This window comes from Streptomyces europaeiscabiei (assembly GCF_001550375.1).
GTDB classification, from domain to species: domain Bacteria; phylum Actinomycetota; class Actinomycetes; order Streptomycetales; family Streptomycetaceae; genus Streptomyces; species Streptomyces europaeiscabiei.
The window spans coordinates 1-19,452 of record NZ_LRTR01000926.1; the positions used below are offsets into that span (position 1 = coordinate 1).

The 19,452-nt window shown below is 70.4% G+C and carries 13 protein-coding genes and 1 pseudogene; 3 read left to right on the top strand and 11 right to left on the bottom strand.

Features of this window, described 5'->3' with window-relative positions; translation table 11 throughout:
* From AWZ10_RS46580 to AWZ10_RS46600, 5 genes are all read right to left on the bottom strand, one after another.
* On the bottom strand, window positions 1–893 hold an 893-nt coding region (locus AWZ10_RS46580), incomplete at its 3' end, for an ABC transporter permease (protein ID WP_159058629.1).
* The gene (locus tag AWZ10_RS46585) at window positions 883–1,914 is read right to left on the bottom strand and encodes an ABC transporter permease (RefSeq protein WP_060894291.1); all 1,032 of its coding nucleotides are present in this window, start codon (window positions 1,912–1,914) and stop codon (window positions 883–885) included. The genes AWZ10_RS46580 and AWZ10_RS46585, both read right to left, overlap by 11 nt.
* Window positions 1,911–3,338 (bottom strand): amidase, encoded by a 1,428-nt coding sequence (locus AWZ10_RS46590; protein WP_060894292.1) that lies wholly within the window; start codon window positions 3,336–3,338, stop codon window positions 1,911–1,913. The genes AWZ10_RS46585 and AWZ10_RS46590 overlap by 4 nt, the downstream gene beginning before the upstream one ends.
* A 126-nt stretch (window positions 3,339–3,464) precedes the next feature.
* Window positions 3,465–5,045 carry an ABC transporter substrate-binding protein gene (locus tag AWZ10_RS46595; protein WP_060894293.1) on the bottom strand — a complete coding sequence of 527 codons (1,581 nt, stop codon included), beginning with the start codon at window positions 5,043–5,045 and terminating at the stop codon, window positions 3,465–3,467.
* Window positions 5,046–5,333: 288 nt separating this feature from the next.
* Window positions 5,334–6,017, bottom strand: coding sequence for a TetR/AcrR family transcriptional regulator (locus AWZ10_RS46600; protein ID WP_234360729.1), 684 nt, complete (start codon window positions 6,015–6,017; stop codon window positions 5,334–5,336).
* A gap of 393 nt (window positions 6,018–6,410) precedes the next feature.
* Here AWZ10_RS46600 and AWZ10_RS46605 point away from each other — a divergent pair, with 393 nt between their 5' ends.
* Together AWZ10_RS46605 and AWZ10_RS46610 are read left to right on the top strand one after the other, a co-directional pair.
* Window positions 6,411–6,851, top strand: a complete 441-nt coding sequence (locus tag AWZ10_RS46605; RefSeq protein ID WP_060894295.1) for an Lrp/AsnC family transcriptional regulator — start codon at window positions 6,411–6,413, stop codon at window positions 6,849–6,851.
* A gap of 50 nt (window positions 6,852–6,901) precedes the next feature.
* A complete protein-coding gene (locus AWZ10_RS46610; RefSeq protein WP_060894296.1) occupies window positions 6,902–9,862 on the top strand; it encodes an aminotransferase in 2,961 nt (986 codons plus the stop codon).
* A gap of 381 nt (window positions 9,863–10,243) precedes the next feature.
* Here the strand turns inward: AWZ10_RS46610 and AWZ10_RS46615 are convergent, their stop codons facing one another.
* Entirely contained in the window at window positions 10,244–10,783 is a 540-nt protein-coding gene (locus tag AWZ10_RS46615) for a hypothetical protein (protein WP_240439402.1), read from the bottom strand.
* 307 nt (window positions 10,784–11,090) lie between these two features.
* The gene (locus AWZ10_RS46620; RefSeq protein ID WP_060894297.1) at window positions 11,091–11,627 is read right to left on the bottom strand and encodes a phosphoribosyltransferase family protein; all 537 of its coding nucleotides are present in this window, start codon (window positions 11,625–11,627) and stop codon (window positions 11,091–11,093) included.
* Window positions 11,628–11,762: 135 nt separating this feature from the next.
* Between AWZ10_RS46620 and AWZ10_RS49820 the strand changes: the two are divergent.
* Window positions 11,763–13,195: pseudogene (locus tag AWZ10_RS49820) on the top strand (IS1380 family transposase).
* A 274-nt stretch (window positions 13,196–13,469) separates the two neighbouring features.
* Here AWZ10_RS49820 and AWZ10_RS46635 read toward each other — a convergent pair.
* The 4 genes from AWZ10_RS46635 to AWZ10_RS46650 all read right to left on the bottom strand — a co-directional run bounded on the left by AWZ10_RS46635 (window position 13,470) and on the right by AWZ10_RS46650 (window position 19,088).
* Window positions 13,470–16,001, bottom strand: a complete 2,532-nt coding sequence (locus tag AWZ10_RS46635) for an ABC transporter permease (RefSeq protein ID WP_060894299.1) — start codon at window positions 15,999–16,001, stop codon at window positions 13,470–13,472.
* A 114-nt stretch (window positions 16,002–16,115) separates the two neighbouring features.
* A complete protein-coding gene (locus AWZ10_RS46640) occupies window positions 16,116–16,883 on the bottom strand; it encodes an ABC transporter ATP-binding protein (RefSeq protein ID WP_060894311.1) in 768 nt (255 codons plus the stop codon).
* Between the two features lie 262 nt (window positions 16,884–17,145).
* Complete coding sequence (locus AWZ10_RS46645) at window positions 17,146–17,796, bottom strand: response regulator (protein ID WP_060894300.1); 651 nt, start codon at window positions 17,794–17,796, stop codon at window positions 17,146–17,148.
* Window positions 17,793–19,088: a sensor histidine kinase gene (locus tag AWZ10_RS46650; protein WP_159058630.1), complete on the bottom strand. Its 1,296-nt coding sequence runs from the start codon at window positions 19,086–19,088 to the stop codon at window positions 17,793–17,795. The genes AWZ10_RS46645 and AWZ10_RS46650 overlap by 4 nt, the downstream gene beginning before the upstream one ends.
* Window positions 19,089–19,452 lie beyond the last annotated feature (364 nt).

The following is a 19,452-nucleotide window of genomic DNA, read 5'->3' on the forward strand; positions in this document are numbered from 1 at the left end:
CCGTCCTGTGCCGGGGCGCCCGGTCCCGCGGGGTCCGCCGTCCTGGCCGGTGCGGGCGCCGTGCCGCGGGTTCGCGGGTCGACGAGTGAGGCCACGCCGTCTCCGAGGAGCATGGCGCCGACACCGGTGACGATGAGCATGATCGACGGAGCGAGGACGAGCGACGGCTGGGCGAAGATCGACGGCAGCGCCTCGTTGAGCAGCCGGCCCCAGTCGTACTGTGGGTTCTGCACACCGAGGCCGACGAACGACAGGCTGCTGATGTCGAGCAGGGACAGGGTGAAGCTCGAACTGAGGAGCACCAGCAGCGGCCCGCTGATGTTCGGCAGGACATGCCGACCCAGGATGCGCAGGCCGGGAACGCCGAGCAGGCGCGCGGTGAGGACGTAGTCCTTGTCCGCGACGGTCGCGGCGAGATTCGCCGTCAGGCGTGCGAACCCGGGGACGCCGGCGACGGCGATCGCGACGATCGCGGAGCCCATGCCCGGTCCGAGCACCGCCGCGATGACGAGAGCGAGGACGAGCGAGGGGAAGGCCACGGCCGAGTCGATGAGACGAAGACAGGTCTCGCGCAGCCACCCGGGTGCGAGGTGGACCAGCGCGCCGATCGCGACGCCGAGGACGAACGAGGCGGCGGTGGCGGCGGCGGCCATGAGCAGCGTGAGCCGGGTCGCGACGAGCGCCCGGGCGAGGACGTCACGGCCGAAGGCGTCGGTGCCGAGGAGATGCTGGGCACCGGGGCCCAGCCGGGTGTCGCCGGTGAGCGTCTCGGCGGAGCCGCTCAGCAGCGGCGGGGCCACGAGGGCGACGAGGAGGAGCAGTCCGAGGATCACGGCGCCGGACAGCAGCGACGGGTTGCGGCGCCATCGGCGCGCGGTCGTGTCAGTGGCCACGACGACCTCCCGCGAGTGTGCGGGGGTCGACGATCCCGAGGACGACGTCGACGAGGAGGTTGACGAGCAGGGCGAGCATGCCGACGACGAGGATGATGCCCTGGATCACCGGATAGTCCTTGTAGATGATCGCCTGGACGACCTCGGTGCCGAGTCCTGGGTAGGTGAAGACGTTCTCCAGGATGATCGTCCCGCCGAGCAGGGACGTGAGGACGAGGCCGCTCAGGGTGAGGACACTCGTCACCAGGTTGGGCAGCGCGTGGCGCAGGTGGAGACGCACGGGTCCCAGGCGGTGGCCGCGGGCGGTCCTCATGTAGTCCTGGGCGAGCACGGAGGCCGTCTCCTGCCGGACGACCCGGGCGATGGCGAAGGCCGGGCCGATGCAGAGCGCGGCGATCGGCAGGACGAGCGCGCTCGGTGTGGTGGCGCCGCCTGACGGCAGCAGCCCGAGGCTGATCGAGAACAGGACGATGAGGAGGGTCGCGACGACGTAGACCGGCGCGGACGCGAGGAGTCCGGCGAGCGTGCCGAATCCGACGCCGAGCCGGCGGCGGCGTCCGTCACGGGTGAGGACACCGACGGTCATGCCCAGCGGGACGGCGATGGCCAGGGAGAGCAGGACGGCCGGGATGACGAGCTGGATGGTGTACGGCAACCGGGTCGCGATGATGTCCGCGACCGGGGTGTCGAACCGGAACGAGGTGCCGAGCCGTCCGGACGCGATGTCGCCGAGGTAGTGGACGAACCGTGTCGCCAGCGGCTCGTCGAGGCCCAGTCGTTCGCGTATCGCCGCGAGCGTGGCCGGGGACGAGCTGGTGCCGGCGATCGCGCGGGCCGGATCCCCGGGCAGCAGGGGCACGATGAGGAACGTCACGAGGACGAGCAGCAGCATGGACATCAGCAGTCCGCCCGCCCGGCGGACGGCGAACCCGGCCCAGCCACCGCGCAGCCGCCGTCGGGGAGCGCGCCTGACGGGTGCGGCCGTCAGCGGTCCGGTCGGGACCGCTGACCCGGCGCTCACAGCGCCCCCGCGAGTGCCGCGGCGTCCGGGTGCCGCTCGTGCCAGCGGAACCGCGGTTCGAGCTGGGCGGACAGGCGCAACAGCGTCGCCTCGTCGTAGGGTGCGCCGATGAGTTGCGCGCCGACCGGCAGTCCGTCCGGGGTCGTATGGACGGGCAGTGAGATGGCGGGCAGCCCGGCGATGTTGACGAACGCGGTGAACGAGACCATCCGGGTCTCTGTGGCCCGCGGGCCGTCCGGGTCGGAGTTCGCCTCGTCGTACACGGGGCCGACCAGTGGCGCCACGACCGCCGTGGTCGGGGTGAGGAGAACGTCGAAGTCCCTGCCCCACTGGGCGACCACGCCGCGCGACTCGGCCTGCAGGAGCGCCGCCGTCCGGGCGTAGTCGCCCGCGCTGACCTCGAGGGCGGTCTCCCGGCGGCGCCGGATGTAGGGGTCCACCGCGTCGGGATCGTCGACCTCGATGGCGTAGGTGGAGGCACTGATGATCGTCCAGGTGAAGCCCATGATCGCCTCGTACGAGAACATCTTCGGACGGGCCTCGACGACCTCGTGCCCCAGATCGCGCAGTGCCTGCGCTGCCGTCAGCGCCGCCGTGCGGCACTCCTCGTCGACCGGCAGCCCGGTCGGCGCGTCGAGGAGCAGGCCGATCCTCAGCCGTCCGGGATCGGCGCCGACCTCCTCGATGTACGGGCGGTCCGGTTCGGGCGCGCTGTACCAGGCGAGCCGGTCGGCACGGCCCATGACGTCGAGCATGAGGGCCGCGTCGCGCACGGTGCGGGTGATCGCTCCTCCGGTCGTCGAGTGTTCCCAGCCCCGGACGAACTCGGGCACGCGTCCCCGGCTCGGCTTGAGGCCCACGAGGCCGGTGACGGACGCCGGCACCCGGATCGATCCGCCGCCGTCGCCGGCGTGTGCCACCGGGGCGAGCCCGGCCGCGACGGCCGCCGACGCGCCTCCGCTCGACCCGCCGGAGGTGTGCGCCAGGTTCCACGGGTTGCGCGTCTTGCCGTGCCGGGCGTTCTCGGAGACGGTCAGCGCCCCGAACTCCGGCGAGTTCGTCCGGCCGAGGGGGATCGCGCCTGCGTCGAGGAGGAGCTGGACGTCGGGGTCCGTGACGGTCTGCGGGGTGTCCCGGATCGCCAGTGAGGACATCGTGTTGGGTTGTCCCGCGAGGGAGCTGAGGTCCTTGATGGGGATGGGGACGCCGTGCAGCGGGCCGAGCGGTGCGCCGCTCAGCACCGCGCTCTCGGCCTTGACGGCCGCCGCGCGCACGGCGTCGGTGTCGAGCCAGACGACGGCGTTGACGGCGGGGTTGATCCGCTCGATGCGGTCGAGGTAGAACTCGGCCACCTCCACCGGGCTGACCTCTTTGGTGCGCACGAGGTCGGCGATCTGCTGGGCGGTGCTGAAAGGGTCGATCACCAGGGGGGCTCCTGTCAGAAAGTGCAAGGGGCTCGGTGCGGGGCGCCGGATCAGCGCGGGGATTTGGCGTGCCGGACGGCCGGTCCGGCACTCGTGGGCCCCCGACGCGTGCGGGCGGCCCGTCCGTCAGCCGGTGATGCGCAGGATGGGGTCGTCGAGCGAGCCGCCGAGCATCTGTGCGCTGAAGCCCTTGCGCAGCGCGTAGATGAACGGATCGTTGACCAGCGGCACCGCGTCCACCTGCGAGATCACGGCCTTGGCGGCCTTCTGGTAGGCGGCGCAGCGGGCCTTGTCGGTCGTCGCCTCGGTGCCCTGGGCGAAGGCCTTGTTCAACGCCGGGTTCTTCACCGCGCCGAGGTTGCCGCCGCCTTCGGGGACGGTCGGGCCCACGAAGTGGGCGAGCGGGCTAGCGAGGCTGCCGAGGAAGTTGAGGTCGGCGAAGACCGTCAGGTCCCAGGCGTCGGGCTTGCCGAACACGGTCCCGACCCAGGCCCCGACGTCGACGTTGGCGAGGGTGACGTCCGCGCCCGCGGCCCGCAGGGCCTCCTGGACGTACTGGTTTCCGGCGCCGGCCGGCCCGACGACCTGGGGGCCGACGAGGCGGATCTTCTTGCCCTTGAGCACGTCGGCCGCCGCGGCCTTGTCCTTCGGTACGAGGAAGGAGGTGCCGGGGTCGTTGCACGGGACGCCCTTCTGCACGAACATCGTCGACGGCTCACCCGTGTCCTTCGAGACGACCTTGGTGAAGGCGGCGCGGTCGACGGCCTGGGCGACGGCCCGGCGGGTGGCGACGTCCGCGAAGACCGTCCCGGGTCGTTCGTTGAAGAGCAGGTAGAAGTCGGAGAACCGGCTGACGCTCACGCTGAGGCCGCCCACGCCGTCGAAGCGCGGGATGCCGGAGGCGTCGATCTTGCCGATGTCCAGCTGGCCGCTCGTCACGAGGTTGCCGGTCGCGGTCGGGTCGGGCGAGACCAGGTACTCCAGCGTCGAGGCGACCTTGCCGGGGATCTTCGTGCGCCAGGCCGGCCATGCCTTGTACTCCGGGCGAAGCGTGTAGGAGTACGAGACGCCGGACTGGGACTTCTCAAGAAGGTACGGGCCGGACTGGGAGCCCTTGGCCTTACCGGCGGCAAGGGCCTTGAGGTCCTTGAGTCCCGCCGGGCAGACGATGCCCGTGCTCGCGACCGACAGGCCGGTGACCATGTCGCCCCACGGCCTGGTGAGCGTGATCTTCACCGTGCGCGCCGCGTCGTCGGCGGTCACTTTCACCGTGTTGCCGGGGCCGAAGACCGTGGGGAGATCGGGCGCCGCTGTCTTCGGGTCGACGTAGCGGTCGAGGGAGCCCTTGACGACCGTCGGCGTGATCGGCGTCCCGTCGGCGCAGGTCGCGTCGGCGCGCAGGGTGAACGTGGCCGAGGTCGGTGTGTTCTTCCACTTGGTGGCGAGCCCGCCGACGAGCCCGGCGTCGTCCTTGCGCACGAGGGTGTCGTAACTGTTCCGGGCGATCTGGTAGTCCGGCAGGGACAGGGCCTTGGCCGGGTCGAAGCCGGCCGGCACGTCGATCGTCGTCCGGATCTTCGCCGCCGCGGCGGCACCACCGCCGCTCGGATCTCCGGGCGTCGATCCCGTGGTGGTACAGCCGGCGAGTACGGCCGTCATGGCGACGGCTGCGGTCACAGGGACCGCGCGGGTACGGGTCTGGCGCATGGGTGCTCCTGGAGAGGATGTCGCGCTCAGCGCAGGTCGCACGGGATCGGGCGGGGCGAGCGCGAGCAGTTCGGGGCGGAGGCGGTGCGCGCGGCGCTCGGTGGACGCCGCATGTGAACGAGCCGTGGAGCACTCGGTGTGGAGAGGATGCCGCCAAGTGAACGACGTAGTCAATAGCGTTAACTAACTTTGCGCGTGCCAGTCCTGCCGCCGATTTCGGCGGCGCGATCGCTACTGGGTGATGGCCGCGAAGACTGACGCGTGTCAGTCGAGCGGGAGCGTCGCGCGTCAGTCGCGCGGGAGCGCCGCCGCCTCTGCCTCGAGGGCCGCGAGGAGGATGTCGACCTGCCGGTGGAAGACGTCGGTCATGTCGATGCTGCGCAGGTGCTCCTTCGCCGCCTCGGCGTAGGGGTACGCGTCAGGATCCGCCGGCTGGTACTCCTGCACCCAGTTCGTCTCCGCGCCGAACCGCTGGTTGACGAGTCGCCAGGCGTTGTTGCTCGCGACGGCGAGGAGGAAGTTCGAGAACGCCTGGTAGTGCAGGACGGCCGCCCGGCCGCGCCACCCGCCGCGGTGGAACGCTTCCAGGCAGGCGTCGACGGCACGCAACTCGTGAACGCCCCGGGTGACTCTCCCCATGCAGAGCGCGGCTGCCGCCGGGTGGTCCAGCGCGGTGTGCCAGGCACGGACCGCCAGGTCCCGCAGCGACTCGGCCCACGACTCGTGCGGCTCGTACCCCTCCAGGGAGATCCTGTCCAGCTCATCCGCGACGGCGACCATGATGTGGTCGCGACTCGCGAAGTACCGGTAGACCGCGGTCGCGGAGGAGGACAGCTCCTTGCCGAGTCGCTGGAAGGTCAGCGCGTCCGGCCCGTCCTCGTCGAGGATCCGCAGCGCGGTCTCCACGATGAGCCCCTGGGAAAGAGTGCCCCGCTGGAGCCGCTTCGGCGACCGCCCCCCAGCAACCGCCACGCGAACGCCTCCCTAGGACGGACGGCGAGCGCACACGCTGCCGCAACCTGCGTCTCCTTACCGGCGACAAGGCACCAGCCTATGCGACTGATGTCGCGCGGATCGCCCAGGGCCCGGCCACCGGGGTGGCCATGGCCACCGGCCGTCCCTTCCGGTCACTGTCTCGACAGCAGAGGGGGGAAGCGCGGTCGCGGACGAGTCGGGGACAGAAGGCGGTCCAGCTGCCTGTCCCTGACACTTCGCGGAAATTGAAGGCGAGGCAGTTGATTCGAGAGCCGCACGCGCGATTCGCTCGATTCCATCGTCATCACACTTGAATCGAGCACAAGAATCCGGCATCGTGCTTGAAACAAGCACAGCACCTGCCGTTCACGCAGGAGGGAGAGGTGCCTCATGGACGACATCGACCGGGCCATCCTGCGAGAACTGCAGGTCGACGGCCGGATCCCTTACGCCGATCTGGGTCCGAAGGTGGGGCTGTCACCCTCGGCCGCGAGGCACCGGCTGCAGCGACTGATCGACACCCATGCGGTACAGGTCGTCGGAGTGACCGACCCGATGACCATGGGCCAGCAGACAATGGCACTGCTGGGCCTGCGCATCGACGGCGATCCCCGGACGGTCGCCGATGAACTGTCCCGGCACGACGAGGTCGTGTACACGGTCCTGACGGCCGGCGGCTTCGATCTGTTCGTGGAGGTGGTGTGCCCTCAGCCTCGGGATCTTCTGGACTTCATCAACGACGTCGTGCGGCCCGTCGAGGGTGTCGCGTCCGTGGAGAACTTCCCCTACTTCGCGATTCACACGCACCGCTTCCTGTGGCACGTCGACTGAGGCATCCGAGCGTCCGAGCCCTGTCTGCCCGCACCAGCCGAGGAACCCACATGCTGCCCGACGAGTACCGCACGATCGACTTCTTCACCGAGGACGCCCTTCCCGCGCCTCGCACGACGGCGGCCGAGGCTGAGCTCATCGCCGCCGAACACCTCGGCATCACTGCTCGCGCGCAGGCGCTGGGCAGCCAGCAGGACGCCAACTTCCTGCTGCACGCCGACGACGGGACACCCGCGACGATTCTGAAGATCGCCAACCCGGCCTTCGGCACGGTGGAGATCGAAGCCCAGGACGCGGCAGCCGACCTGATCGCATCGGCCCGCCCGGAACTGCGCGTCGCCACGGTCTTGCGCAGCCCTGACGGCGCCCCGCGGCGTACGACGGTGGACACCGAGAACGGTCCGGCGGTCGCGCGCCTGCTGCGCTACCTGCCCGGCGGCACGCTCTCGGGGCCAAGGCACCTGTCCCCCGGCACCGTGGCGAGCATGGGCACGATCGCCGGAAAGGTCAGCACCGCTCTGCGCGACTTCCGGCACCCGGGCCTCGACCGAGTACTCCAGTGGGACCCGCGGCACGCCGATCGCGTCGTCGCCAAGCTCGCCGGGCACATCGACGAACCCGACCGGCGCACCGCCGTCCAGACATCGACCGCCGAAGCCTGGGCACATGTCCAGAAGCTCGCCGCCGCGCTGCCGTCGCAGGCCGTGCACCTGGACCTCACCGACGACAATCTGATCCGCTCTCCCGACAGCCGTCCGCCCATGCCGGACGGGGTCATCGACTTCGGTGACGTGACCACGAGCTGGGCGGTCGGCGAACTCGCCGTGTCACTGTCCTCGATACTCCACCACGACGGTATCGAGCCTCACCACGTGCTGCCGGCCGTCCGCGCCTTCCACGCCGTTCGGCCGCTCTCCCCCGAGGAAGCCGAGGCGGTGTGGCCGCTCGTGGTCCTGCGCGCCGCCGTCCTGGTGGCCAGCGGGCGGCACCAGGCCGCCGTCGACGAGGACAACGCCTATGCCAGGGCCGCGCTCGACCGCGAATGGCGCGTCTTCGAACAGGCCACCTGGCTGCCCATGCCCGTGATGATCCGCCTCATCAGGGACGCGACCGGCACGGCCGACGTGCCTGCCCGGACAGATGCGCCGGTGCGCCCCCTCCTGCGGGACCTCGTCGCCGACGACATCACCCTCCTCGACCTGTCCACCGACGCCGATTCCATGGACCACGGATCCTGGATGGACGCCGGCACCGAGGACCGGCTGGTGGCCTCCACGCTGGCCGACGGAGCGGCCGCCGTCGCCACCCGGTACGCCCATGCGCGACTCACTCGGACATCGGCGCTGTCGGCGGTGTCCACGGCCACGGTGCCCACCGGAATGGATCTCTGGCTCGGCCGGTATGCCGTGGTGCAGATGCCCGCCACGGGAAAGGTCCTCGCTGCGGCGCCGGGCCACGTGGAACTCACCTACGGCACGCAGACGCTGTCGCTGACCTTTCCTCGCGCGATCCAGCCCGTGGTCACCACCGGTGCGACGGTGCGGGCGGGCGAGGACATCACCCACCTCAGCTCCGGCGCCACGGTCCACGTTTCCCTGCGCGAGGCCGACGGCCCCGCCGCGCCACGCCTGGTCCGCCCCGAGTACGCAGCCGGCTGGCTCGCGCTCACCGCCGACCCCGCCCCGCTCCTCGGCCTCCCGGCCGCCTGCGACCGTACGCGCGAGAGCGACCTGCTCGACCGGCGTGACGCCTCGTTCGCCACCGTGCAGGAGCACTACTACGCCAACCCTCCCCGCATCGAACGTGGTTGGCGTCACCATCTCCTGTCGACCGACTGCCGGTCGTACCTCGACATCGTCAACAACGTCACCCCGTTGGGCCACGCCCACCCCCTCGTCGAGCAGGCGGTCTCGCGGCAGTTGCGGCGGCTCAACACCAACTCGCGCTTCCACTACGCCTCCGTGGTGGAGTTCACCGAGCGCCTCGCCGCCCTTCTCCCCGATCCTCTGGACACGGTGTTCCTCGTCAACTCCGGTTCGGAGGCGGTGGATCTGGGCCTTCGCCTGGCCATCGGAGCCTCCGGCAGGCACGACGTCGTCGCGCTGCGCGAGGCGTACCACGGCTGGACGTACGCCTCCGATGCGGTCTCCACCTCGCTCCAGGACAACCCCAACGCCCTGGCCACCCGCCCGAGCTGGGTGCATACCGTGGACTCGCCCAACTCCTACCGCGGCCGCCACCGCGGGGCGGATGCCGTGCGCTACGCGCCCGAGGCCGTCGCGGTGATCGACGCGCTGGCCGCCGCCGGCCGTCCGGCGGGAGCATTCATCGGCGAGACCTTCTACGGCAACGCCGGAGGAGTCTCCCTTCCCGACGGTTATCTCGCTCAGGTGTACGCGGCGGTACGGCGTCACGGCGGCCTGGCCGTCGCCGACGAGGTCCAGGTCGGATACGGCCGCCTGGGACACTGGTTCTGGGGCTTCGAGCAGCAGCAGGTCGTCCCCGACATCGTCTGTGTCGCCAAGGCCATGGGCAACGGACACCCCCTCGGCGCCGTCATCACGTCTCGAGCGGTCGCGGACCGGTACCGCGACCAGGGCTACTTCTTCTCCTCCACCGGCGGCAGCCCCGTCTCCAGCATTGTGGGGCTCACCGTCCTGAACGCCCTGCGCGACGAGGATCTCCAGGGCAACGCGGCGCGCGTCGGCGAGCATCTGAGAAGCCGCCTCGGAGCACTGGCCGACCGCTACGACATCATCGGCGCCGTCCACGGCTCGGGCCTCTACCTCGGACTCGAACTCGTCCGGGACCGCGCCGGCCTGGAACCCGCCACAGAAGAGACCGCCGAACTCTGCGACCGCATGCTCGACCTCGGCGTGATCGTCCAGCCCACCGGGGACCACCTCAACATCCTCAAGATCAAGCCACCGCTGTGCCTCGACACCGCCGCGGCCGACTTCTTCGCCGCCATGCTCGACCTGGCCCTCGCCCAACTCGGCCACTCCCGCTGACACCACACATCCGCAGGCCGGGTCCCGGCGGCGTGTACGGCATGCGTCCGGGCCGGTGGACGCCCAGATGAAACGTCGCGGGTTCGGTAGGGACTGAACCCGTCGGCGCCGGTCTCACACTCCCGTACAGCAACGACCCCACCGAGGGCGCCAACATCAAGACCTCGGCGTCACGAACGGTGCACATGCAGCCGCCCCCACGGCAATCCGGCCGGAGTGAACAGCGCCACCAGCACGACTACGGCGACACCCTGCACCAGAGCGCTGGGCAGGGTGAACCGGAAGACGCGCTACCTCACGGCCGAACGCCCGATCACCGGGTTCCTGCCGCGTCGCACGCCACGTCGACCGGCCGACCATGGCCCCTGGGCCCAAAGCCGGTCACTGATCGTCGAACCCATCGGCACGGCTCCATCGCAGGGTGGTGTTCCTCTTGAAGACGACCTCACTCCCGTCGTCGGAGACGGAGGCCCGCTCCCAACCGTCGAAATCCTTCGTGACGTTGATGTCCCACTCGGTCAGGCTGTCCACCCCGACGGCCGCGATGGACTCCGCCGGGGGTTCTCCGTCGTTGCAGTAGGGGCCGAAGTCCGCGATCGCCGCGACGGTCCCATGCTTTGCCCGGAGCTCGATGCCCTGGCACGCGTCGGCCTCGGTGCGGTGGATGACCGTCGCTTCGGTCCACGCCTTCGCGCGAGGACTGTAGTGCTGCTCGACGAGCCCTTTGTTCCGCAGGTAGTACATGGCCACCCGGCGACCGTCGTCGAGTTTCGCCTCGGCGTTGTACGGACTGCGACCGCCACTCCAGGGGAGGTCGCTCTTCCGCAGCTCGGAGGTGTACTTCGAGGAATCCGGGGAGGCGCCCCGGGAGGCGTCGTCCGCCGCCGAGTCCGGGTGACCACATGCCACCACCGCCGTCATCACCCACACTGACGCCGAACCCCAGGTCAGTATCCGACTGCCGGGCTTACACATACGTGTCTCCCATCACCTCGCCGCAGCTTAGGCGTTCAGCGGAAGCGGGCAGACCGATCCCCGGGGGCCGTTGCATGATCGCGATCCGTACGGAGCGCCTTACTGGCGGGGAGTTGGGGTGGACATCCCGGTTCGTGCTTGGTCCCGTGCACCTTGGTCGGAGCACATGATCAGACGAAGGCCGCCCCCACCTCTGCTGAACTGCGCACCCCTGCCTCAAGTTCGAGATCGGTTCGAAATTGGGAGGCTGAACTCAGGACTCGCATGGCGGGAGTTCTTGCGCGGACAACAGTCGTCGAATGGTGCCGAGAGCGTTCTTTGGCGCATCGGTGAGCTGATCAACGATGACGCTGCATCCCACCCAGGTGGACCCGCACTCCTCGACCATGCTCCTGACGGCCGCAGCCTGGCTTCCGGTCTCAATCCAGTCATCAACCAGCAGAACGCGGTCATCCGACCCCAGCGAGGATCGCTGGAGGCGCAATGTGTGACGAAGGCGACGGTAGTCGGGAGACGACTGTCGCACGACCTTCTCGCCCGGGAAGAGGCCCTCGCCCTTCCGGATGGGAACGAAGCCGACGCCGAGCTCGACGGCCGCGGCACCGCCCAGAAGGAATCCCCGCGACTCGATCCCGCAGACGGCTGTGATCCGCTCATCACGGAACGGCTCAACGAGACCAGCGACCACTGCGGTCAGTGCCCTGGCATCCCGAAAGATCGCCCACACATCCGCGTGACCACCGATCCACCGGAAGTGTTCAAGGGTCAGGTCACGTGCAGTTGTCGGCATGGGCAGAAGTCTTCCGATCGCCAAGCAACGCAGCAAACCATTAACCTGCTCTTTTCACTTGCCACAGTGCCCGGATCTTGAAAGCAAACGCGAAAGTTCCTTCTGAGCTGGGACGATGAGGCTTGTCCAAGGTCTCTGTCACCACAGCGGGAAGGCACTTTCTGCGTGCACATCGCCGGGTCGCACCCAAAGCTCGTCGTCTCGTCGGACGGGCGCTGGGTGGTCAGCCATGCCGGGTCCCGTCTGCCGGCCGATCTCGCTGATGCCACCGGCCTGACCGTCGCGTTCACCAACGCGCTGCGCCGACTGCGGCCACGCGGCACGGGACACAACCCTGGCAGGATCGCGGTGGGTCTGGCCGTGATGCTCGCCGACGGCGGCGAGGCCATCGCCGAGCTGGCTCTACTGCGCTACCAGGCCGAGGTGTTCGGCCCGGTGGCCTCCACTGCGACTGCCTGGCGGCTACCGGCCGGCATCGACCCCACGGCGCTGGCGGCCATGCGAACGGCCCGAGCGGCAGCGCGGGAGGCCGCCTGACTCCAGGCCGCCGCGACCGGCAGCGGCATTCCCGCCCCCCGCGCGGGCGGACGCGACCTTGCGGGCCTGGTCCTGGACATCGACGCCACACTCGTCACCTGCCACTCCGAGAAGGAGCAGGCGGCGGCCACCTATGAACGCGGCTTCGGCTACCACCCTCTGCTGTGCTTCCCGGACAACACCGGAGAAGCCCTGGCCGGAGTGGTGCGGCCGGGCAACGCCGGGGCCAACACCGCCGCCGACCATATCGCCGTCCTCGAGCAGGCCCTGGCCCAGATCCCCGATGCCCACCGCCACGGCCCCCCATCCTCATCCGCACCGACAGCGCCGGAGGCGCCAAGGCATTCCTGACCCACCTGCGCCGCCTGCGCTCGCGCGGCATCAACACGTTCTTCTCGGTCGGGTATCCCGTCACCGAACCGGTCCGCCGCGCGATCCGCGCCCTGCCCGAGCACGTCTGGCATCCTGCGCCGGAGAAGGAAGGCTCCCTGCGCACCGGCGCGGAGGTCGCCGAGCTGACCGGCCTTGTGGACCTGGACGACTACCCCGAAGGCACGCGGATCAGCGTGCGGCGTGAGCGCCCGCATCCCGGTGCCCAACTGTCCCTGTTCGACCTCGACGAGGGCATGCGCCACCAGGTCTTCCTCACCGACACCCCCTACGGCGAGGGCTCATTGAAGCATCTGGAAGTACGCCACCGGGCGCACGCCCGAGTCGAGGACCGCATCCGCTGCGGCAAGAACACCGGCTTCGGCCGCTTCCCCTCGCGACACTTCACCATCAACACCGCCTGGCTGGAGTTGTCCCTGACCGCCCTCGACCTGCTGGCCCGGATACGCACTCTGCTGCTGGAAGGCGAACTGGCCACCGCCGAGCCGAAGAAGCTCCGCTACCGGCTGCTGCACGCAGCTGGCCGCATCACCCGCGGCGGTCGCCGCCTGCACCTGCGGATCTCCGCAACCTGGCCCTGGCGAAACGAGCTGACCAGCGCGTTCGCACGCCTCACGACCCTGCCACGGCCGGCCACCTGAACCGCGGCACCGCCCCTGACCACCTACGACCCGAGGAACCCTGGAGAACCCGAACCGCGCTTCGGGCCCCAGCCATGCCCACCAGCCACGAGCAACCGAAACCACCGCTTCACCCCGCTCAGACCCGCTCAGTCACTCGAAGCCAAACAGGGCGGGCTAACGACCACCCAGGCATCCGTGAGGCTTCCCTGTGACGGGAATGCGCCGGGTGGCACGCGTGGCGGAGGTGGAACCGGTCCGACCGCCGCCCGGGTACCAAGCCGTCCCGCGCGCCTCAGTCCGCCTTGAGGGCGGTGAGGACGTTCAGCCGGGCCGCCCGGCGGGCGGGCCAGAGTCCCGCCACCACGCCGACCAGTGCGGCGCCCGCGAGGGCCACGGCGATGCGGCCCCAGGGGATGACCATCTCGTACCCCTGGATGCTGTCGGAGGCGAGCCTGCCCGCGGCCCAGCCGAGGAAGATGCCCGCGCCGATGCCCAGAAGGGCCCCGAACAGCGAGATGAGGACGGACTCCAGGTGGATCATCCGCTTGGTCTGCTCGGGCTGCAGCCCCACCGCGCGCAGCATCCCGATCTCACGGGTGCGCTCGAACACGGACATCGCGAGGGTGTTGACGACTCCCAGGACGGCGATCACCACGGCCATGGCCAGCAGCCCGTACAGCATGTTGAGGAGCAGCGTGATGTCCCCGCCACCGGCGGAATCGGCCAGGTCGTCGGTGTTCCGCAGCCGGATGAGCGGGTTCTGGTCGAGGGCGCGCTGCAGGGACCGCCGTACTGTCTCGCTGTCGCCGTCCTTGGTGTGCACCAGGACCGAGATGTCCTCGATCTCCTTGAGATGGGGCTGGAGGGTGGCGAGCGGCATCATGGTGGCCGGGAGGAATTCGTCGTCGTGGTAGATGCCGCCGATCCGCAGGGTGCCCCGGCTGCCGTCGCCATAGACCACCCGAACCCGCTGACCCATGGTCCATCCGTAGAGGTCGGCCGTTGCGGTGTCGATCAGCAGGTTCTTGCCGCCGCTCGCGCCCAGTGCCGCGAGCGACCCCGATGCGAAGCTCGGGTCGAGGAGGTCGCCGATGCTCCGGGCGTCCACACCGGTCAGGTTCACCTCGTCGCCTCCGATCCGGACGGCGCTCTGGCGCTGCGGGCTCGAGGAGGTCACGGCCGTGGACTTCGCCAGGGTGTCATGGACCGACGCGGGCAGGTGGTCGCCTCTCCTCGACGAGATCTCGAAGTCGGCCGTGACGGTGTTCTCGGCCCGCTGGTGCAGCGATGTCGTGGCGGACACCGCGACCACCGTGAGGCCGGTGACCATGGACAGCCCGATCATCAGGGCCGAGGCCGTGGAAGCGGTGCGCCGGGGATTGCGCCGGGCGTTGCGCGCGGCCAGCGTGCCCGGGACACCGAAGCGGCGCAGGAGGGGCCCCGCCAGGGCGATGGCCGGGCCGGAGAGCGCCGGGGTCACCACGATGATGCCGATGAGCAGCAGGGCGGACGGGAAGAGGACGATGGTGCGGCCCTGCTCGCCGCTGGACGCCGTGAACACCACGCCGAGCACACCGATCACGATCAGGACGACACCGATGGCGTTGCGCCTGCGGAGGCTGCGGACCGGCGGGGGTGTGTGGAGCGCGGACATGGCGGCCACGGGAGGCACGGCGGCGGCGCGGCGGGCCGGCAGGTAGGCGGCGAGCATGGTGACGACGACACCCACCACGAACGAGACCAGCACGGTGCCCGGAGCGACGACCAACGGCCCGTCGGGGAAGCCGGATCCGGTGGACGCGAACAGTTGCCGCATGCTCATGGCCACGCCGATACCGAGGAGGAACCCCGCGGCCCCTGCGCACAGCCCCAGCAGGGCGGCCTCGATGAGGACGGAACGGGTCACCTGGCGGCGTTCGGCGCCGACGGCCCGCATCAGGGCCACCTCCTGCGAACGCTGGGTGACCAGCATGGTGAAGGTGTTGCCGATGACGAAGATGCCGACGAACAGGGCGATGGCCGCGAAGACGAGCAGTACCTGGCTGAGCCCATCCGCCCCCTCGGCGGCCTCGGCCCGCTGCTGCTCGCGCAGCTGCGCTCCCGTGCTGATCTCGGAGCCCTTGGGCAGCAGGTCGCGCGCCTCGGCCGCGAGTCGCTGCTCGGATGCGCCGCGCTCCGCCTCGAGAAGGAAACCGTCGTACTGACCCGGCTTCAGCAACAGTTTCTGCGCGGTGGCGTCGTCGAAGAACACCGCGGTGCCGCCGGAGCCGGAGGCGCTGTCGGTGCGGACGATGCCGACGAGTTTCTTGTGCAGCACCGGTCCGTCGATGGCCAGCCGAACGGTGTCGCCCACCTTGTAGCCGCCCTGGTCGGCGGTGCTGGTGTCCACCAGCACCTCGTCGGGCCCGGTGGGGGCGCGTCCGGTGGTCAGCGGGTGGCGGTCGTCCTTGCCGTCGGCCTGGGGGAAGTAGTTGCCCGCCATGGCCACGTTGTCCTCGCCGAGAGGGTGGCCGTCCTTCGCGGCCACGGCGGCGAACCCTTCGACGGAGCCGGTCACGGACGCCACTCCGGGCAGCCGTTGCAGGCGCCGTAGCGTGTCCTCCCCCACGGTTCCGGGCTCGCCGGATTTCTCGTCGAACGGCGGTGTGGCCTGGACCGAGACATTGCGCAATGTGGTGAGGTAGCGCTCCTTGTAGGCGTTGCTGACGGTGTCGGTGAAGACCAGAGTGCCCACGACGAAGGCGACGCCGAGCAGAACGGCGAGCATGGTCATCAGCAGGCGGGCTTTGTGCGCGAGGACGTTGCGCAGTGCGGTGCGGAACACGGGCGGCCTTCCGGGGGGTGCCGGGTGAGGGGTGCTCGGGGAGCGGGACGCGCGTCAGGCGCGGGGCGCAGGCGCGTCAGGCGTGGTGAGCGGACGTCAGGCGTGGCGTGGGCGTCAGACCTGGTGCGCGGGTGTCAGGCGTCCCATGCGCTCCAGGACGGCCTCGGCGGTGGGCGCGTGGAGTTCGTCGACGATGCGCCCGTCGGCGAGGAAGACAACGCGGTCCGCGTAGGAGGCGGCGGCGGGGTCGTGGGTGACCATGACGACGGTCTGGCCCAGCGCACTCGTGGAGCCGCGCAGGAACTCGAGGATCTCGGCCCCGCTGCGGGAGTCCAGGTTGCCGGTGGGCTCGTCGGCGAAGACGATGTCGGGCCGCCCGGCCAGCGCGCGGGCGACGGCGACGCGCTGCTGCTGGCCGCCGGAGAGCTGACCGGGCCGGTGGTCGAGCCGGTCGGCCAGGCCGACGGTCTGGATGATGCTCTCCAGCCAGGCCCGTTCCGGCTTGCGGCCCGCGATGTCCATGGGGAGGGTGATGTTCTCCACGGCGCTCAGGGTGGGCAGCAGGTTGAACGCCTGGAAGACGAAGCCGATGCGGTCGCGGCGCAGGCGGGTGAGCTGACGGTCGTTCAGGGAGCCGATCTCCGTGTCGCCGAGGCGGACCGACCCGAAGGACAGCGAGTCGAGACCGGCCATGCAGTGCATCAGGGTGGACTTCCCCGATCCGGAGGGACCCATGATCGCGGTGAACTGGCTCCGGACGAAGCCGACCGTGACCGCGTCGAGGGCCACCACACGGGTGTCTCCCGTGCCGTACACCTTCGTCAGGTCGGTGGCGTGGGCCGCGTAGCTCTCCGGGGCGGAAGGGGGCAGGTATGCGTGCATGCCGATCCTCGGTGGACGCTCGATGGATTGCCCCTCGTGGCAGAGGGTGTCGCCGCTGATGGCGACCTCCATGAGCCTCCCGCTCGGCCACCCGCCGGCGGATCCCCCGATCGTCCGGCACCGCATCCCCCGATCGGGGGAGATCGCCGCGGGACCGCCATTCCGGCGCGACCGCAATGACGGCCGGACCGCTGTTCCGGCCCGACCTCGATGACCGCCGGACCGCTGCTGTTCCGGCCGGACTGGTCTTACGGCGCGATCGCTATTCGGCACGCCCCGAACGGAAGGCCCAGGCCGCGACCTCGACCCTGTTGCGCAGGCCCAGCTTCGCCTGGACCGACCCCAGATGCGTCTTGACGGTGCTGGGCGCGATGTACAACTCGGCGGCGATCTCCGGGTTGGTCAGTCCGCGGGCGATGCCCTGGATGACGTCCTCCTCGCGGTCGGTCAGCGGTTCGGCCGGCTCGGATGCGCCGCGTCGCCGCGCCTTGGTGAAGTGCTGCAGCAGACGGAGGGTGATCTGCGGGGCGACCATGGCGTCCCCGCGGACGGCCGCCCGGACGGCCTCGGTCAGCAGCGCCGGACCGGCGTCCTTGAGGAGGAAGCCCGACGCTCCGTTCGACAGCGCCGTATACACGTATTCGTCGAGGTCGAAGGTGGTGACCACGACCACCTTCGGTGCTCCGGGATGACCGCCGCCGGCCAGTCGGCGGGTGACCTCCAGACCGTCGGGCGGAGGCATCCGAATGTCCACGAGACACACGTCCGGCCTCGTCTCGCGTGCCAGCGACAGGGCCGAGGCGCCGTCGGCGGCCTCGGCCACCACCTCCATGTCGGACTCGGCCGACAGCACCATGCGGAACCCGGCCCGCACCAGATACTGATCGTCCGCGACCAGGATGCGTATGGTCATGCCGTCCTGCCCTCCCGTAGCGGCAACCCGGATCGTACGGCGTGCCGTCCGCGTGCACGGGCGTTCCGTGAAGCCTCGTCGGGGTGCAGCGGTACGGAGGCGTGGACACGCCACCCGCCTTCGGGTCGGCGCCCCGCCTCGAAGGCGCCGCCGAGCAGCTCGATCCGCTCCCGCATGCCCATGATGCCGAAGCCGCCGCCGAGCCGCCCGAGGCTGCCGCGGTGTCCGGACGGAGAGCCTTGCCCGTCGTCCTCGACGACCAGTTCGGCGTGGCGTGCCGCGACCCGGGCGGACACGTCCACCGTCCGCGCTCCGCGCGCATAGCGCTGGGCGTTGGTCAGGGCTTCCTGCAGGACGCGGCTCAGCCCGCCGGTGATTTCCGCGGGGACGTCCTTGGGCAGCTCCTGTCCGAGGTCCAGCCGGATCGGCAGTCCCGTCGCTCGTGCCTCGTCCACGATGCGGGTCAGCACCTCGCCGAGGTTCTCCGGATGCCGCGGGGTCTCGTCACCGCGCATCGAACCGACCAGACGCCGCATCGACGTCAGCGCCTCGCCGCCCGCGTGCTCGACGGCCTGGAGCATCTCGTTCAGCATCCGCGGGTCGGGGGTGCCCCGGCCGGTGACATGGCGCACGGCCTGGAGCTGCACCACGATCGCGGTCACCTGATGGGCCACGGTGTCGTGCAGGTCACGGGCGAGGGCAAGCCGTTCCTCCTGCCGGACCAGTTGTCCGGTGCGTTCCTGTTGGACGTCGTAGAGGCGCAGCACCAGGCCGCAGACGAAGGCCAGGGCCAGTTCCAGCACGGTGCTGTCGGAGAAGTCGCCGGGATCCGAGTCCCGCAGCACCGGGACGGAGAACACGCTGATGCCCAGGGCCGCCACGACCACCGGGGCCCACCGGGGCGTGCAGCGGCGCACCGCCACGGCGAGGAGGACCAGCAGGCCCATGAGTTCGCTGCCGCTGCTCTCGCTGGTCACCATGTTCACCGGCAGCAAGTGGTAGGCCACCGTGGCCGCGAAGGTGCCGGCGCAGGCCACCAGCGCGGCCCGCGGGACCCATCGGGTATCGCGCACCGCGGCCAGCACGGCCATCGCTCCTGCCAGGGCTCCGGAGCAGACCGGCACCCAGTCCCCGACGAAGGCCTCCATGTCGAAGGTCGGGTCGAAGACGATCCGCTCCCGCATGTCCTCATAGACGGAGAAGAGGAACAACAGCGCCAGCGCCGAGATCAGGATCCGCCCCGGCCAACTTCGGTAACCGGCACGCCGACCGGAGGACACAGCTATTCGCACCCGCGCCACCCTACGCACCTACGACGCCGATCGCCGCCCGCCTCCCCCGCGCGTGGGTCGGTGGGCATGGGCGCGGGCCTGGCGTCGCGCACCCGCTTCGGCATCCAGTACAAGCGGTCCGGCGGATCCGCCCGGCGGCTCCGTGGGGTGTCCGGGGCGGGGGATCGCCGGTGTCCTGACGCCGGGCGGCGAGGGCGAGGACCACGACGACGCCGGTTGCCGCGATCGCCGCGGTGAGGAGGGCTGTGCAGTGCGTGGGCGCATGGAGACCGGCCTGTTGGAACTGGGCCTGGTTCACGGTCCTTCGGGCCTCGGCTTCTCCCAAGGCCTTGAACGCGATCTCCGACCGGCGCAGGGAGTCGAT